The organism is Streptomyces sp. NPDC004752 (assembly GCF_053601275.1).
This window is the reverse complement of sequence record NZ_JBSGBN010000033.1, coordinates 1-15,374: the sequence shown is the minus strand read 5'-3', so window position 1 is coordinate 15,374 and position 15,374 is coordinate 1. Positions and strand designations below refer to the sequence as shown.

General features: G+C 69.3%; 14 protein-coding genes and 4 pseudogenes. 8 read left to right on the top strand and 10 right to left on the bottom strand.

Annotated features, from left to right (window positions below; genetic code table 11):
• Positions 1-635: 635 nt before the first annotated feature.
• Positions 636-1,004 carry a VOC family protein gene (locus ACWEKM_RS16210; RefSeq protein WP_451621817.1) on the bottom strand — a complete coding sequence of 123 codons (369 nt, stop codon included), beginning with the start codon at positions 1,002-1,004 and terminating at the stop codon, positions 636-638.
• Between the two features lie 268 nt (positions 1,005-1,272).
• Positions 1,273-2,193 (bottom strand): hypothetical protein, encoded by a 921-nt coding sequence (locus ACWEKM_RS16205; protein ID WP_451621816.1) that lies wholly within the window; start codon positions 2,191-2,193, stop codon positions 1,273-1,275.
• Between the two features lie 389 nt (positions 2,194-2,582).
• On the opposite strand from ACWEKM_RS16205, the gene ACWEKM_RS16200 reads away from it, so the two are divergent.
• The gene (locus ACWEKM_RS16200) at positions 2,583-2,846 is read left to right on the top strand and encodes a hypothetical protein (RefSeq protein ID WP_451621815.1); all 264 of its coding nucleotides are present in this window, start codon (positions 2,583-2,585) and stop codon (positions 2,844-2,846) included.
• A 184-nt stretch (positions 2,847-3,030) separates the two neighbouring features.
• On the opposite strand, the gene ACWEKM_RS16195 is transcribed toward ACWEKM_RS16200, so the two are convergent.
• The 3 genes from ACWEKM_RS16195 to ACWEKM_RS16185 all read right to left on the bottom strand — a co-directional run bounded on the left by ACWEKM_RS16195 (position 3,031) and on the right by ACWEKM_RS16185 (position 6,060).
• Positions 3,031-3,177, bottom strand: coding sequence for a hypothetical protein (locus ACWEKM_RS16195; protein ID WP_451621814.1), 147 nt, complete (start codon positions 3,175-3,177; stop codon positions 3,031-3,033).
• Between the two features lie 54 nt (positions 3,178-3,231).
• A complete protein-coding gene (locus tag ACWEKM_RS16190; protein WP_451621813.1) occupies positions 3,232-4,764 on the bottom strand; it encodes a carboxylesterase/lipase family protein in 1,533 nt (510 codons plus the stop codon).
• A 429-nt stretch (positions 4,765-5,193) separates the two neighbouring features.
• A complete protein-coding gene (locus ACWEKM_RS16185; RefSeq protein WP_451621812.1) occupies positions 5,194-6,060 on the bottom strand; it encodes an AraC family transcriptional regulator in 867 nt (288 codons plus the stop codon).
• A 613-nt stretch (positions 6,061-6,673) separates the two neighbouring features.
• Here ACWEKM_RS16185 and ACWEKM_RS16180 point away from each other — a divergent pair.
• Complete coding sequence (locus tag ACWEKM_RS16180; protein ID WP_451621811.1) at positions 6,674-7,543, top strand: AraC family transcriptional regulator; 870 nt, start codon at positions 6,674-6,676, stop codon at positions 7,541-7,543.
• Between the two features lie 86 nt (positions 7,544-7,629).
• Positions 7,630-8,442 carry a phytanoyl-CoA dioxygenase family protein gene (locus ACWEKM_RS16175; protein ID WP_451621810.1) on the top strand — a complete coding sequence of 271 codons (813 nt, stop codon included), beginning with the start codon at positions 7,630-7,632 and terminating at the stop codon, positions 8,440-8,442.
• Between the two features lie 310 nt (positions 8,443-8,752).
• Here ACWEKM_RS16175 and ACWEKM_RS16170 read toward each other — a convergent pair.
• Positions 8,753-9,352 (bottom strand): annotated as a pseudogene (locus tag ACWEKM_RS16170) (IS701 family transposase); the annotation flags it as partial.
• Positions 9,353-9,622: 270 nt separating this feature from the next.
• Between ACWEKM_RS16170 and ACWEKM_RS16165 the strand changes: the two are divergent.
• Entirely contained in the window at positions 9,623-10,084 is a 462-nt protein-coding gene (locus ACWEKM_RS16165) for a pyridoxamine 5'-phosphate oxidase family protein (RefSeq protein ID WP_451621809.1), read from the top strand.
• Positions 10,085-10,618: 534 nt separating this feature from the next.
• A pseudogene (locus tag ACWEKM_RS16160) lies at positions 10,619-10,798 on the top strand (group II intron reverse transcriptase/maturase); the annotation flags it as partial.
• 55 nt (positions 10,799-10,853) lie between these two features.
• On the opposite strand, the pseudogene ACWEKM_RS16155 reads toward ACWEKM_RS16160, so the two are convergent.
• From ACWEKM_RS16155 to ACWEKM_RS16145, 3 genes and pseudogenes are all read right to left on the bottom strand, one after another.
• Positions 10,854-11,087: pseudogene (locus ACWEKM_RS16155) on the bottom strand (helix-turn-helix domain-containing protein); the annotation flags it as partial.
• Between the two features lie 360 nt (positions 11,088-11,447).
• On the bottom strand, positions 11,448-12,098 hold the full coding sequence (locus ACWEKM_RS16150) for a response regulator (RefSeq protein ID WP_451621808.1): 651 nt from the start codon (positions 12,096-12,098) through the stop codon (positions 11,448-11,450).
• Complete coding sequence (locus ACWEKM_RS16145) at positions 12,095-13,255, bottom strand: sensor histidine kinase (protein ID WP_451621807.1); 1,161 nt, start codon at positions 13,253-13,255, stop codon at positions 12,095-12,097. The genes ACWEKM_RS16150 and ACWEKM_RS16145 overlap by 4 nt, the downstream gene beginning before the upstream one ends.
• 132 nt (positions 13,256-13,387) lie before the next feature.
• Between ACWEKM_RS16145 and ACWEKM_RS16140 the strand changes: the two genes are divergently transcribed.
• The 3 genes from ACWEKM_RS16140 to ACWEKM_RS16130 all read left to right on the top strand — a co-directional run bounded on the left by ACWEKM_RS16140 (position 13,388) and on the right by ACWEKM_RS16130 (position 15,156).
• Positions 13,388-14,110 (top strand): class I SAM-dependent methyltransferase, encoded by a 723-nt coding sequence (locus tag ACWEKM_RS16140; protein WP_451621806.1) that lies wholly within the window; start codon positions 13,388-13,390, stop codon positions 14,108-14,110.
• On the top strand, positions 14,107-14,787 hold the full coding sequence (locus ACWEKM_RS16135) for a DedA family protein (RefSeq protein ID WP_451621805.1): 681 nt from the start codon (positions 14,107-14,109) through the stop codon (positions 14,785-14,787). The genes ACWEKM_RS16140 and ACWEKM_RS16135 overlap by 4 nt, the downstream gene beginning before the upstream one ends.
• Before the next feature lie 177 nt (positions 14,788-14,964).
• Entirely contained in the window at positions 14,965-15,156 is a 192-nt protein-coding gene (locus ACWEKM_RS16130; protein WP_451621804.1) for a hypothetical protein, read from the top strand.
• Between the two features lie 26 nt (positions 15,157-15,182).
• On the opposite strand, the pseudogene ACWEKM_RS16125 reads toward ACWEKM_RS16130, so the two are convergent.
• Positions 15,183-15,374: pseudogene (locus tag ACWEKM_RS16125) on the bottom strand (hypothetical protein); the annotation flags it as partial.

Here is a 15,374-nt window from a genome sequence, read left to right as displayed (position 1 = left end):
CTCGCCTCTTGCCGCCCGGTCGATCGGCGTAAGGCTACTGAGAATAGAGGTCGTTGTTGATCCCGGTGAAGGCGAGGACGCGCGGGCGGCGGCATCGGTTCTGCCCGCCCTCCGCAGGGCCAGGATCTTCTGAAGCCCAGGGCTGTCCGGACCGCGCGAGCAACCTGAAACGTCGATCCTCTCCTCACTCGCATTTCGCACGTTCTGGCCGGTCAACGGCGTGGGCGCGGGGTGACTCGGTGAGGCGATCTTCGGCATCCAGTGGGACGTCGGAAGCTGCTGCGGCCCGACATGGCGGAAGTATCCGTGGTGAGCTCCAACACTCTTACGAGGGACTGCGGATGCTTCCGGATCTGACCCACAGCGCTCCCTGCTGTCCGTGTTGCAGGCGCTGCGGCCATGCTTGACCACTCCGTCGTTCCGGACCTTCTCTGCATAGGACTCCTAGCAGAAGGAGGTCTACGCGGATCTTGTCCTTACAGCTGAGAGTGTGGATATCGGCCGCCCGCACTGACCATGCTTGCGCCACCCACCTGCTTCGCGCGCTGCTCGTACTGACGAACGTCGAGGCCACTACAGGGAATTGATCTCTACCGCAGGCAGCCCACGACCAGCACAAGCACCCCGGAACAGCGTCACTGAGCCGGGATCGGCTGGGTGAGGTTCAACGGGTTGCCGTCGGGGTCCTGGATGTGGGCGACGCGCTGTCCCCACGGCATGTCGTTGGGGCCGCCGCGGACCGAGCCGCCCAGCGCCGTCACCCGGCCGAGCATCTCGTCGACGTCGTCGACACCGATGCTGAGCAGGATCCGCGGTGCCGCCCCGGTCCCCGGGTCCGTCTTGGCCACCAGCCCGAGGTCGGTGTCGCCGATGCGCAAGCCGAGGTAGAAGGCCGGGCCTTCCGCCGGTACCCGGAAGATCTCCTCGGCGCCGAACAGTTTCGTATAGAAGCCGAGCAGGACTTCCTGGTCGGCAGTGATGATCACTGGCTGGATGGTGGACATAGCACTCCTGTCAAGAACGGTCGTGTCGCTGGATGGACCGTTCGAGGACGGTGAACTCATCGGCAAAACCGCCCTGCCAGACGATCTACACCCCGGACTGCCGCCCGCGACCAGTACGTGCAGCCTGAAACGGGGCCACACCACCCCTGCTGACCAGCCACTTCAAGCCTTTCCCGAAGCTGTGAGCATCGATATGACCGCCATCGGCACGACGGCCGCCCGAATCGATCCGGGCGGCCGTCGTCTGTTGGTCGGCATGCAGTGCTGGTCAGTCGTCGGCCTCGTGGGGGAGGCCGTCGTCCAGGACGATCCGAATGGTCTCGCCTTGTCCGGCGACGTCGGCGAGTTCGGCCGCGATGCGGTTGTAGGAGGTCACGGCCAGTGCCCAGTCGCCCTGCAGCGGGGCGGCGGTGGAACGGGTGTTCCACAGCTCGATCAGCAGGGCGATGAGGGAGCGTCCGGACAGGACGGTCCGGACGCGGCCTGCCTTGAAGTCCTCGACAGCAGGCGGGGTGCGGAAGTGGTTGTGACGGGCGGCCAGGGCGGCGAGCCATTCCCAGCTGTCGCGGTGCGCGATCAGTTCGGCGGAGGCCACGCCGGCGGCCTTCAGCAGAAGGACACCGTGGGCGACCCGCGGGTCCTCCCCGACGGCGGATGCCTGTGGCGTGGCAGCGGAAGGCTGGGCGGCGGAAGCGCCCGTACGCTGGTAAGCGGCCTCGATGGCGTTTTTGAGAGCCGGGTCCCGCCCCTGGCTCCCGGCCTCGGGCTGTGGCTGGTGCTCAGTGTTCCCCACGGTTCCCCCCTGTGAGTCGGTGTCGGACGAGGCGGCCGGATGCGCTGAGGTGGAGCCGTGGTCGGCCTCCGCTCCGGGCTCCGGCGGCGGCGCAGTCTCTTCGGAGCGCGTCTGTGTGCCGTCGTCGGCTTTCTGGCCCAGTGCGAGGGGGCGAAGGGTGTCGGCGAGGCCCAGCAGTTCCCGAAGCTCGCCCCGTGTCTCGTTCAGGTCACTGATCATCCGGTCCTGGCGCCGACGTACCTCCCGGTTCTCCTCGCGCAGTCCGGTGACGCCGCCCTGGATGAGTTCCAGGATCTTCAGGCGGCTCTGCGTGAGCTCCCCACGCAGGGCGGTCAGCCCCACCGTCGGGTCGTCGAGGCGTTCGAGCTGCTGCCGTATCGCCGTAAGTTCCTTCATTGCTTCGCCGAACGCGTCCTTCCACCCCACGTGACCCCCTGATTACTCCGAGCAATGCACGACCGCTCGTATCTCCCCACAAAGACTCCGCGTGACGCGATGGTTTCCAGCCCTTCCCTGGCCAGACCCGTCTCGTCCGCATTCGATCGAACGCAGTCCGCACGCGATCCCCCGCGCTGAAGCGCTACGGCCTCCCCCTCGCCCTGGCCGATGAGGAGCGGCCCGTCGGGCGGATCCCGTCGGGCGGATCCCGGCGGGCCAGAAGGACGGCTCTGTGCCGGGCGGCCTCAAGGTAGTCATGCAGCAGCAGCGGGGCGTTGGATCGGCGGCAGAACTCGGCGGGTGGGACCCAGTCCTGGGGCTTGCCGGGGTGTGCCAGGATGGGCGGCATGGTGAATGAGACGGCGACGCATGATGAGCGGCTGAGGGACCTGGAGGCGGAGGCGTTCCGCACGGGCCGCACCCTTGCCGAGCACGGCGAGCAACTGGCGACGATCCGGGAGCAGCAGCGCACGGCGTTCGGCAACATCGATTCCCTCGCTGACGCCATCGGTGCGCCAGGGGACCGCTCGGTCGCCCAGCGTCTTGACACGATCGAGCGCGTGCTGTTCGCCCTCGCACGGGCTCAGGGCATTGACCCGGGGACTGTCTGACCTGTGCGGGTGGGCCGTCGTGCCCGGAGCGCCGACGGCCCGGCAGGCCATGCTCGCGGCGGGGCGGCGCTGGAGATCAAGTAGAGGGCGCGTGTCACTGGGGCAGTCCACAGCGCCCGATCAGTGTCCGCAGCCTGCCCTCTGCCGGGCCCGCACCGGTCCGCACCCAACAGCCGTAGGTCTTCTAGGAGTTGTCGGGCGTGCGCGGCCGGGCAAGTACTTCCCGTTTTGCTTCCTGTTCGGCGTCCAGGAGTGCGTCAACGGCTTTCTCCCGCTGGCCTGCGTAGGTGTAGTTGCCCAGCGCCACGGCCACGCCCTCGGCGAGTTGCACGCATAGGGCGAGCCGGTGCAGCGACACGTTGGCGGAGCGGTTGCCGCCGGTCCGCTATCCGCCGACCAGCGGGTGCGCCGGGAATGTGTGGTCCTGCCACAGTTGCCGGGAGGTCTCCTCCGGATAGGCAGTGATGGCTGGTCGCGTATCGAAGAGCCGTACGAGGCGCTGCTCAGCGTCGTAAGCGGGCCAGCCAGGATCGCCGTCAGCGGCGAACGCTGTCCACGTGGTGCGCATCTGCGCGGAGAGCGCCTCTGCCTCCGGGAAAGGGGGTTCGCCGATCAGCAGGGCGGGCCGTCCGCTGCTCAGGTTGCCGAATACGAGCGGTACGTCGAGGCCGTGGCAGGCGCCGAGGGCGCCGCCCATGCCTGGAGCGGGCCACGTCAGCTCATAGAGGTGGGTCCGGCCACCCGCGGTGGCGTGCGCCTGCGCGAGTCGGAGGGTCGGCATGCGGAACAGCCAGTCGGCGTTGACCAGTTCGTACAGTTCCTCTGGGCCCGCGGCCGGGAAACCCTCGCGGTAGCGCCGTGCGCCGTCGGGGCCCGGGGCGAGGATGTGCAGCGCTGTCTCGGCCTGTTCCTGCGTGACCTGGCCGAGCACGCCGTCGATCAGGCTGAACAGCCGATGCTCGTCACGGGTGTGACCGACCAGGAGTTCGATGTCCCGGCCGGCGCCGTCAGCCAGCGCCTGCCAGGGGGTGGCCGGCAGAACATCGCCGTCGACGACCGGCGCGAACGGGATGGGCCGGTGGGTGATCTGCCCCCAGCGGTCCTTCCACTGGCCGATCTTGGCGGAGATCGCGTCGGCTACGGCGGGCAGTCGGGACGGGGCCACCGTGGACAAGTCGGCCACCGTGGGCCGCACCCCCAGTTCGGCGGCGCAGGCGGCGGCGATGTCGGCGGCCAGCTCGGGCGAGAAGAACGTGCCCGGAACGCTTTGTGCGACGGCTCGGCGGAAAAGCCCTGCTGCCCGTGGCATGGCCAGCAGCGCAGCGACCGATCCGCCGCCCGCCGACTGGCCGAAGACCGTGACCCGGTCCGGGTCACCACCGAACGCCCGGATGTTGTCGTGCACCCACTGCAAAGCGGCGACCTGGTCGAGAAGGCCCCGGTTGGCAGGCGCCCCTTCGATCTGGGCGAAACCCTCGATGCCGAGCCGGTAGTTGAGTGTCACAACGACGACGCCGCCCCCGGCCAGGCGACCGCCGTCGAACTCCGGGAGGCTGGAGGCGCCGATCACGTAGCCGCCGCCAGGGATCCACACCATCACGGGGAGACCCGCTCCGGTGGTCGGTTCGGGTGACCAGATGTTGACCGTCAGCCAGTCGTCACCCGTGTTCTGTGTCAGCGCGTCCGTGCCGAACACGCTGGACTGCGGGGGCGGCGGGCCGTACGACGCCGCTGCCCGCACACCGTCCCAGCTACGTACCGGCTGCGGTGCGGCGAAACGAAGCGCACCGACCGGTGACTCGGCGAACGGGATGCCGCGGAAGACGGCCAGCCCCGCCTCCCAGCTGCCGCGCAGGGCTCCGGCCGCCGTACGGACTTCGGGTTCGGACTCGGACGGCCCGGACGCGGTAACGCTCACTACTTGCTTCCTCTCCGAAAGGCCGAGCGTATCGGGTGCTTGCTCTGGCAGGGCACGGCATCACCGCACCACTGGGATCAGCGGCACGCCTCGCCACCTTCAGCGCAGGCACCAACTGCCCGGCTCTACGGATACTTGCACCGCATGCAGGATGAAGGCGAGCGGTTTATAGAGGGCCGGACTCACCTCGACCGGAGCGACCGGCATCTTGAAGCGGTGACACCCCCGTTCCGTTGGACCAACGGAACGGAACGTGCGTTCCGCGACCGTGGTGCCCGGTCCGGCTTTGGTGGCCGACGCCCACCGAAGCCGGACCGGATCGAAGGGCTGCCCGGAGTGGCCAACTCAAGTGCAGAGTGGCCGGCTGAAGTACAGAGTGGCCGACTGAAGCGCTCACGCGGTCAGGCGCCTGTCGGCTTCGCGCCTTGTTCAGCTCTGTTCCCGTTCCACCGGAAGCCACAGCTCAGCGTCGGCTTTGCTCTGGTCCGGGGACAGGCGGGTGCGCAGGATCTCGGGGCCGGGGCGGCTGCGGTACGGGTTGGACGGGAACCACTGCGTGAACACGTCCCGCCACAGCTCCTGGATGGCCTGTGGGGCCGGCCCGGAGGTGGTGAAGACCGCCCAGGTGCCGGCCGGGACAGGGAGAACAATGGTGCCTTCGGGGGCAGCCGCTGACGTGATCACTCCGTGGTAGTAGTCGAGTTCGGTGTCTTCGGCGCGGCTCGGGTCCAGGTTGTCGCAGACCGCGACGATGCCCTGCGGCTCCTGGTCCGACAGCGTCTTCAGGCGTTCCAGGGTCTGCGGTTCGATCCCGCGGACGAAGTCGATGATTGCCTGGTTCGGCCCTGCGTGCACCAGTGGCACTCGGGCCTTGAAGCCGACGACGCTGAAGTCCGGCCTGTCCACTATGCGATAGCGCATGCTGCTGCTCCCTTCGACGGTGAGGCGGAAGGTCAGCCGGGGCTGGGAGACGAGCGCGGCGCCGATGCGCCGGGCCTGGCCCGGCCCGACCCCGTGCATGGCACGGAACGCCCGGGCGAACGCCTCGCCCGAGCCGTAGCCGTAGCGCACCGCGATCCCCAGCAGAGACTCACGCGCTGCGAGCACCTCGGCACCTGCGACCGTGAGCCGACGGCGCCGTATGTATTCCGACAGCGGCATGCCCGCGAGCGCGGAGAACATCCGGCGCAGGTGGTACTCCGAGGTGGCCGCGATGCGCGCCAGCTCGGCCACGTCGATGTGCTGGTCGAGGCGGCGCTCGATGTAGTCCAGGGTCTGGTTGAGACGCTCCAGCACTCCCGGTCTCCTTCCTCTTTCGTGATCACCACGTTAGGCAGCAGGCACCCTGCCGGACCCGACATCCTGTGCCCGATCAGGTCGGGTACGCGCGGCAGCATGGCAGCCCGGCAGACAGAGAACAGCGGCGCCTGCGGCCTGGCCCGCCTTCCGGGATCGGCGCCGTCCGGTCCTGGTCCACGGAAGTGGTGCTCAGCCTGCCCACCCCGGGCCGTAAACGGTCCGGTGTGCGCGTGGACGGGCATGGGCTTCTGCGGGTAGGCGCGCGAGGACGACACCGGATGATGCCGCGTGAGCTGCGCCGGACTTCCAGGACTTCGCCGCCTGGCGGCTCGGCGTGTACGAAGCGCCGGACAGTGCACCGCGGTGGCGGAGGCGCGGCGCCGGCGAACCGGATCGCGGTGCGGTCACGCATGAGCTGGACCGCCTTGTGCGGCTGGACTTCTCGCACTTGGCCGGGCAGGGATACGTCGACGAGGATGCGGTGCGTCGTATGTCCTTGCCGCCCTTGCCGCCCTCTCGCCGGGCGCCGGGCGCGAGAATCCTGCGCCGGATCGAGCAGGTGCCGCCCTTTGTTGACACCGGTCCGGATCGTCAACAACCCTGACCGGTCATGACTGGCGTTGAGAACAACCCCTCGCGCAGGACCGCGCAGTGGTGGGAGCGCCTCGGCGCCGCACTCGGTGGACCATGGGCGCCGCGGGCACGGCCCGGCAGCGGGCACGTCCGCTGCGAACCCGACTGGTCCTGGCATCTTGTCCTTTCCGACCACGATCTGTGGTGCGTGCTGGATGGCATCGGACGTGCCCGGCTCAACGGCCGCGATATCACTCTGACCGCCGGTTGCGCGCTGATGCTGCGGCCAGGGGACGAGATCGACGCACGTCACGACCCCCGCAGTCCCCTGACCGTTGCTTACCAGCACTACGCCCACGACGCTCCCGGCCAGGGCGCGGGCGCCGACGACTGCCCGCCCGACCTGCTGCCCCCGCGTCTGGTGCACCTGGACGACCTGCCCGAGGCCCGCCGCCACCTCGACGGCCTCACGCGCCTCAGACGCCGCCCCGGCCCGGACACCTCCGCGCGGACCACCGCCGCACTGGCCGGGCTGCTGCTGGAGATCCACGCCCAGGCCGCCCGGGCCGCCGGCGACCTGCCTGTGCTGATGGACCGGCGCATCCACGACGTAGTGGAGTGGCTGACCCGCCACCCGGCCCGCCGCCTGGACGTGCACGCCGCCGCCGCGTCAGCCGAGCTGTCGGCGGACCAGTTCTCCCGCCTCTTCCGCCGCGAGATGGGCCAGTCCTTCCGCACCTACCAGACCGCAGTCCGGATCGACCGCGCCCGCGAGCTCCTGGCCGAGAGCGGCATGACGGTGAGCCAGGTGGCGGCGGCCCTCGGCTACGCCGATCACCGCCTGTTCGCCCGCCAGTTCAAGCACCACACCGGCACCGCACCCGGCGTCTGGAAGCGCTCCGCCTGAACGGACATCCTTGAGGCCGGTTCAGTGCCCGCAATCCACGACTCGCGCCCTCCCCGGCCGCCTCTGCCCCGGCCTACCGTCGTCCCATGACCTACAACGTTCCCGCCGGGCTGTACCGAGCCGACCGCCTCGCTCCGTTGCTGGACTCGACCGACGACATCAAAGCCGCGGAGACCGACACCTACCGCAGCCTCGGCTTCCTGGCCGTCCGCAGTGTCCTCACCGACAGTGAAGTCCGCGGAGTCCTGGACGGCCTCGCCGCAGTAGCCCGCCCGCCATCCGCCGCAAGCGTGGACTTCGAGGAGTGGGCGCGCCCGGAGGAACGGGACCGCGACGACCTGCTGGACGGCGTGCGCAAGCTCCAGAGCTTCTGCGCCCACGAGCCGCGCCTGGCCCAACTCGCCCGCCATCCCGCGATCCTGGCCACCGCCGCCCGGCTCCTGGACGCCGAGCCTGTCCTCATCCAGGACATGGCCCTGCTCAAGCCGCCGGGCGGAGGACGGGAGAAACCCTGGCACCAGGACAAAGCCTTCTTCGACATCCCGCTGGCAACCCCCGTCGTGGGCGTATGGATCGCCCTGGACGAGGCCACGACCGGCAACGGCTGCATGCATATCCTGCCCGGCACCCACACCGAAGGCCCCGTGGTCCACTTCGCCCGCCGCGACTTCCAGATCTGCGACACCCAGGTCCAGACCCACCGCGACACCGCTGTCCCACTGCCACCCGGCGGCGCCCTCTTCTTCGACGGGCTGCTGCACCACGGCACCCCGCCCAACCTGACCGACACCCGCCGCCGCGCCGTCCAGCTGCACTACGCGCCCGCGGGGACCGTACGGACTCCGCAGGAGGACCGGCTGGAAGTCTTCGGCGCCGACGGCAAGGACGCCACCTGCTGAGCCAAGTGACGCGACGTCCGGTGTCCCACCGACAGCTGCCGTCGGGCCACAAATACCCCTGACCCGCCCACCGCCGACCCCACGGCGAAACAGAGCACATCCCACTCGTCGCACACGAGACCAACCACCACCTCACCACCGCGATACCCCAGGTCAAAACCACCATCTGAGATCTCTGCCGAACCGGGATGGTTCAGTCCGGAAGTACCCAGCTCTCCGCCCAGCTCAGGGCCGACGCCCAGCGTAGACGCGTACGTGGCAGGCGTTGGGTGTCGGCCATGCCTGGTGCATGCGGGATCGGCAGCTACTGCCCGGGCCGTTCTTCGGCCAGATCGATGACGGCCCAGTCGTAGAAGCGGTGCCCCCTCGGGCCGGCCCCTGCCGACAGCTTCTGCCAGACCCGCCTGGGCACCTTCGTGGCCGGGACGGCCGCGCGGAACTTCCCTGCACCGGTGGTGACTTCGGCCGAACAGGCGACGGCGAGCACGAAACCGACCTTGCGCTCTTCCAGCGCGGACCACAGCTTCGGGTTGCCGCCGTAGACCTCGTCGCCCGCGACCCGGCCCACGTGGTGCCCGGCGTCCAGGAACCGGCCGATCATGCAGGCGGCAAGCTCCGGCTTGGTCGCGAAGACGGTGTCGTTGCCGAGCCCGGTTGCCTGGCAGCGGTCCGGGTCGCACGTCCACGAGCGCGGAACGTACAGTTCACGGTCCACCGCCGCGTGCCCGCGGCGGCCCGCGTGGACGAGACAGACGGCGACCTGCGCGTTTTCGCTTCTGCCGGCGGTGCCGGTGTACTGGCGCGGGACACCGACGGTGTGCGCGCCGTTCTTCACATCCCCGATCTCGTCGACCACCAGCACCGCGTCCTCGTCGTGCAGATGCTCCAGCACGTCATCACGCACGCTATCCGGCCCATCAGGACCTCGAACGCCTCGTGCCGGCGGGCAAGTTCTACGCTGTGACTTGCGGCCACCGTCTTTTCGTTTGTCCACACAACACACGATGATCAGCGGTTGCCGTACCCGTCTCTCAGCCGACCTGTACTGAGCGCTCCAGCCGGCCACGCTGAGCACCCCAGTTGGCCGTCCCGGAGTCGGAGGCTGAGGGGTTCATCGGTCGCCGGGAGTAGGTCCCTGGCCTCATGCGCGCTTTGAGTCTGCTGGCTAGGGTCGGCACTCATGCGGACCACGGGGATTGTTCACCGCCAGGCGGCGGAGCGTAGGCGCGACACTCTGGAACGGCTGGTTACCGAGCGGGATGTATGGGTGTCGACAGCACATCCTGATCACGGGCCGCACCAGGTGCCGCTGTGGTTCTTGTGGGATGGGCGAGCGGTGTGGATGTGCACCAGTGCCACTTCCGTGACTGCGCGGAACGTCCGCGAGGAGCCGCGCGTGCACCTGGCGCTGCCGGACACCTTCGACGTGGTGCTTCTCCAGGGTGAGGCGGAGTGCTTCCTGGACCAGGATGTGCCCGCAGACGCAGCGGATGCCTTCGCCGCCAAGTTCGGGTGGGACCCGCGTACGGAGGAAGGTTCCTTTCTGTATGTGCGCGTGGTGCCGAAGAGTGTGCGCGCTTGGCGTGGCGAGCCGGAACTACGCGGCGGAGTCATCATGCGCGACGGGACGTGGCTGGAATAACGGCCGCCCCTGATTGACGCCCCTCTCCCCACCAGCAAGATCACGACCTACTGCTGGAGTACTGATACTCCAGCAGTGCTCCGTGGCTTGACCTGGGGAAACGTCGGGCGGTGGGAGTTTAGCGGGCAGAGGGCTGTCACGGCTGGCTTCTGCCCGCCAGCCCCTCGAAGGGGTTCTCCTCCGGCGCCTCAACGAGTATCTGGTGCGCTGGGCCTGCCGGAAGTACAAACGGCTTCACCGCCGGGAGCGGAAAGCGAAGGAACTGCTGGCGGGCATCGCCCGCCGGTATCCGAACCTCTTCGCCCACTGGCGGTTCGGTCTCAAGCCTGATGGCCGGGCGATGGGAGCCGTGTGAGCCGAGAGGCTCCCGCACGGTTCTGAAAGCGGCGGCGGGTGAGATATACGCCGCCGACTCACCTCGTCGTCCTGGTCGGCGGCAGCCGTGATGACGTCGCCCGTCTGCGCGAGGGCATCTCCGATGTACTGCACCCTCTCGGGCTGAGGCTGTCACCGGCCAAGACTCAGATTGTGCACATGCCGGACGGGTTCGACTTTCTTGGGTTGCACATCCAGTGGCGCCGCAAGCGAGGCTCGAACAAGTGGTGCGTCCATACCTTCATTGCCAAGAGGCCCATCCGGCAACTGAAGGACAAGATCCGTGCCCTGACGAACAGAACGTCGCAGCAGGACCCGGGGACCGTGCTGAAGAGGATCAACTCGATTCTGCGCGGCTGGGTCAACTACTTCAAGCACGCGGTATGCAAGACCACGCGGCGATCCGGTCGATCGGCAGCAGCGTCCCGTCCGGGATCACGAATGCCTTCGCCGCGGCGGCCGTCACCGTCGTGGCGAGGTCGGGCGCCCGCACCGCGAGCTGTCCGACGGTTTCCGTGATGTACCGGTACAGCGTGCTCACGCCCACCTCGAACCCGGCCGCGAGCTGCGCGTAGGTGTGCCCCAGACGCAGGTGTGCCAGCACCCGCAGCGCCTGGCGGCCGGCGGACTCAGGCCAACCGGCGGATTCAGCAACCAGGTTGGCTCTCGACATCATCGCTGCGGGCTCTGTATAGGCTGGTGCGCGTGGATGTGACGGGGTGTCTTGGGTGTGACCTTCTGACCGGGCGCCGGGAGTTGCCCGGGGGTGTCCTGCACGAGACCGCTGCGTGGGTGGTGAACCACGTCGTCGGTCCGATGAATCTCGGCACCTTGATCGTCGGTCCCCGGGAGCACGTCGTGGCCATCGCGGATCTCGATGACACGGCAGCGGCGGAACTCGGCCACCTGTTGCGTTGGTCGGCCAGCGCGGATGGACGTCTCAGGCGAGCACGATGCGAGCCGCTTGATGGATCTTGATGGATACAGGTCAGAGAGTGAGTCCCGCGTCGCGTGCGAGAAGCGCGGCCTGGACGCGGTTGGTGACGTCGAGGGTGGCCAGGATGCGGCTGACGTGGGCCTTGACGGTGCTTTCGCGCATGGCGAGGCGGGTGGCGATGTCGGCGTTGGTGTCGCCTTGGGCGAGCAGTGCGAGGACGTCGCGCTCGCGTGGGGTGAGCCGTTCGAGCTGGGCCTGGGCTGCGGCGGTCCGAGGTTGGTCGGTGGCGTGGTAGCGGTCGATGACGCGTCGGGCGGCGGTGGGGTGGAGCATGGCCGAGCCTGCGGCCACGAGGTGGACGGCGCGCAGGATTTCGGTCGGGTCGGTGTCCTTGAGGAGGAATCCGTCGGCTCCGGCGGCCAGGGCGTTGTAGACGTATTCGTCGAGGTCGAAGGTGGTCAGTGTGATCACCTTCGGGGGGTGGGGCAGGGCGCGCAGCCGGGTGGTGGCGGTGATGCCGTCCATGCGGGGCATGCGGACGTCGACGAGGGCGATGTCGATGCGGTGGGCGGTGGCCTGCTCGATGGCCTGGAGGCCGTCGCTTGCCTGGGCGGTCACTTGGATGTCCGGGTCGCCGTCGAGGAGGTCGGCCAGGCCGAGGCGGACCAGGGCGTCGTCGTCGACGATCATGGCGCGGATCATTCGGTGGTGCCGTTCTGTGCGGGGGCGGCGGGCTGGGGGATGCGGGCGGCCAGGCGCCAGGCTCCCGCGCCGGAGGGGCCGGCGTTCAGGTGGCCGCCCAGAGCGGTGACCCGTTCGCGCAGGCCGATGAGGCCGTAGCCGGAGTCGACGGGGGCAGCCGCGGTGCTGTCGGTGGTGCCTGCGGTGTTGGTGATCTCGACCAGGGTGGCGGGCGGTCGGTAGGCGACGCGTACAGTCACGGCGGCGCCGTCGGCGTGTTTGCGGGCATTGGTGAGTGCTTCTTGGACGATGCGGTAGACGGCCAGGCGGTGGGTGGTGGGGGCCTGCTCCGGTCGGCCTTGTGTCGTCAGGTCGACGCGTTGGCCGGCGGTGCGGGCTTCGTCGACGAGTTCGTGGACGTCTTTGAGGGCCGGGGTGAGTGCGGCATCCGCCCGTGTGGTGTCGGGTTCGTGCAGGGCTCCGAGCACCTGGCGCAGATCGGTGAGGGCTTCGGTGGATGCGGTGCGCAGCAGGCCGAGTCGCTCGACCACCGGGTCAGACAGTGCGTCCCGCTTGGTGGCCAGTACTCCGGCGTGAAGGGCGATCAGGCTGAGGCGGTGGGCGAGCACGTCGTGCATCTCGGCCGCGATACGGGACCGTTCTGCCACCCGTGCGGCCTCTTCGCGCAACTGCGCCTCCACGCGCAGATGGTCCATCTCGGAGGCCAGCGCCTGCACCAGGCGTCGGCGGTTGCCGAGCCACAGCCCGACGACGAAGGCGAACGTCAACGACACCGCCACGGCCACATAGCCGCGGTCCACCCACCACCGGGTCGGCGGATATCCGAGCACGTTGGCGCCGAGGGCGACAGCCACGCAGACGGCTGCCGCGCGTATCCGGCGCGTCATCGCCAGGTCGAACACGACCACGGCCAGCAGAAAGAGGGTGACCGAGCCCCACCACGCGGTGACGGCCGCAACCACCCACGGCGCCACGGACCGCTGCCAGCGCGGCACCAGCAAAACCACCGCGCACACCAGTGCAGAGGCGATCACCGGGGCCAGATACCGGCCGCCGCTGACGGGGTCGCCTTTCGAGGCGGTCACCAGCACGCCGAACGCCACGAGTCCCACACGTCCGTAGACGGCTGCCCGTCCCACGCTGCTGCCTGTCTTCACTCGTGCAAGCCTAGGCGGCGCCCGCCGACGCTCCCCTCGACCATCGGGCACGCTCACCCCCTACTTTCGTAGGGGGACCCGGACGCACAACGACGGATCCGCTGGTGCACAGGGATTTCTAGCGTTCCCTCCATGAACGACTGGACCACCTCCCACGACCGCGTCCTGGCCCAGCGCCACGCCGAAGGCTGGATGTTCCTCATCGAGGCCGCACGCGACATGCGCACCACCGGAGCCATCGCCCCCAGCAGCAAAGCCCTGGCCCGCGCCCTGACCAGCCCGCTGCGCGCGCAACCGTCCCGCCCCTTGACGGTCCTGGAGGCGGGCGCCGGCACCGGCGCCGTCACCCGCGTCCTGATCCCCCACCTCTCTGGCGGCAGTCACCTGGACATCGTGGAGCCCAACCCGCGCTTCACCGCCCGACTCGACCACCTCGTCGCCACCCACCCGCACCTCGCCGGTCACGCCGGCAAGGCCACCGTGCACCAGACCTGCGTCGAGCAGCTCGACACCACCCAACGGTACGACGTGATCATCTCCGGCCTGCCCCTGACCAACTTCCCGCCGCAGCAGGTCGAGCGCATCATGGCCCGCTTCATGGATCTTCTGCACCCCGGTGGCACGCTGGCCTACTACGCCTACCTGGGCACCCGCACCGCCCGCACCCTGACCGCCTCCCGCGCCGCCCTGCGCCGCCACGCCGCCGTGGACGAGATCATGACCGGCTACCAGCGCGCCTACGCCACCGGACGCTGGACGGTCTGGGCCAACCTGCCCCCGGCCCACGTCTGGCACCTGCAACGCCCCCGGTCCGAGGCAGCCGACCACCCGGCGCGGCACGGCGGCGAGTCGTGACGGTGAACTCGATCATCCAGGGCCTCGGCCACCTGCCGCCGGCCCTGACCTACGCGGTGGTGGCCGCGGCCGTGCTGGCCGAAATGATCCTCGTGATCGGTGCGTTCGTCCCCACGCTGACCCTGCTGCTGACCGTCGGCGCACTCGCCCGCACCGGACAGATCAACCTGCTCCTCGTCATCGCGGTCGCGGCCACAGGTGCTGCCCTTGGTGACTTCCTCGCCCACCGCACCGGCCGCCTCCTCAGCCACCGGCTGCACACCGGCCCACTCGGCCACCGCATCCCGGCCACCGCCCAGGACCGGGCCGAAGCCCTCATGACACGGCACGGCGGCCGGGCCGTCTTCCTCGCCCGCTTCCTGCCCGTGCTGCGCACCCTCACCCCGTACCTCGCCGGCGCCGCCCACCTCCCGTACCACCGCATCGCCCCCTACAGCCTCACCGCCGCCTTCCTCTGGGCGACAGCCGAGGCCGGCGCCGGATACGCCGCCGCAACCTCCCTCCAGCACCTCCTCACCATGAGCGGCCCCGCGATAGCCCTTGTCGTCCTGATCGCTTTGGGGGTCGCGCTCCTGCGGCGCCACTACTCCCGGCCCGCACGACGCACCGGCACCCCTGCGAGTGCCGCCAGCCGCCCCGACCGCGACCGGCTACCGGTGCCGCCCGCTACGCGGTGATCGGGCGGGGAGTGACAGACCTGCAACCTCAGCCACAGGCCACCAAGGGGCCACGTACTACTGCTTCGCCGCCTGGCGTGACGACGGCACTGCAGGCAGGCAGACAGCGGGCCCTATCATTCGTCTCCAAGGGACCAGCAGTCGCGGAGAGGGCTGAGAGGGATGGTGGCAGCACGCATGGCGGCAGCAGTACTGGTCACGTGGGCCGCGCTGATCGTGCTCCTGCTCGCGCCGTCGCCCCTGCCAGAGCAGTGGCGTTACTACATCTACTCGCCGGCGAGCGTGGGCTTGTGGATGCTGGCCATGCTCGTTGCCCCCATAGTGGTCTGCACTGTCAAGTGGCGGTGGATCAGGTCAGGCAGCAGGTGAACCCCGTTCTGCTCTGAACCAGGGGGTTACCTCGCATGCTCAGGCGGGTTACTGGCGGTTTCGGTGAGGTGGGGGAACAAGCGGTAGGCGTTGCGGGTCGTCAGTGTGCGCCAGGTGTCGTCCTCCGGCTGGGGTGCCGCCTCGATGGAGGCGAGTTGCGCCGCGATGGCGGCCGGGGGTGTGAAGCAGTGGTCACTGCCGTAGAGGATTCGTTCGGT

What these genes read in the sequence shown, in the direction of transcription:
- ACWEKM_RS16205 (WP_451621816.1), bottom strand. Translation starts at nt 2,193, where the DNA reads ATGAAGGAACTTACGGCGATACGGCAGCAGCTCGAACGCCTCGACGAC.
- ACWEKM_RS16150 (WP_451621808.1), bottom strand. Translation starts at nt 12,098, where the DNA reads ATGATCCGCGCCATGATCGTCGACGACGACGCCCTGGTCCGCCTCGGC.
- ACWEKM_RS16180 (WP_451621811.1), top strand. Translation starts at nt 6,674, where the DNA reads ATGACTGGCGTTGAGAACAACCCCTCGCGCAGGACCGCGCAGTGGTGG.
- ACWEKM_RS16165 (WP_451621809.1), top strand. Translation starts at nt 9,623, where the DNA reads ATGCGGACCACGGGGATTGTTCACCGCCAGGCGGCGGAGCGTAGGCGC.
- ACWEKM_RS16210 (WP_451621817.1), bottom strand. Translation starts at nt 1,004, where the DNA reads ATGTCCACCATCCAGCCAGTGATCATCACTGCCGACCAGGAAGTCCTG.
- ACWEKM_RS16200 (WP_451621815.1), top strand. Translation starts at nt 2,583, where the DNA reads ATGGTGAATGAGACGGCGACGCATGATGAGCGGCTGAGGGACCTGGAG.
- ACWEKM_RS16140 (WP_451621806.1), top strand. Translation starts at nt 13,388, where the DNA reads ATGAACGACTGGACCACCTCCCACGACCGCGTCCTGGCCCAGCGCCAC.
- ACWEKM_RS16175 (WP_451621810.1), top strand. Translation starts at nt 7,630, where the DNA reads ATGACCTACAACGTTCCCGCCGGGCTGTACCGAGCCGACCGCCTCGCT.
- ACWEKM_RS16130 (WP_451621804.1), top strand. Translation starts at nt 14,965, where the DNA reads ATGGCGGCAGCAGTACTGGTCACGTGGGCCGCGCTGATCGTGCTCCTG.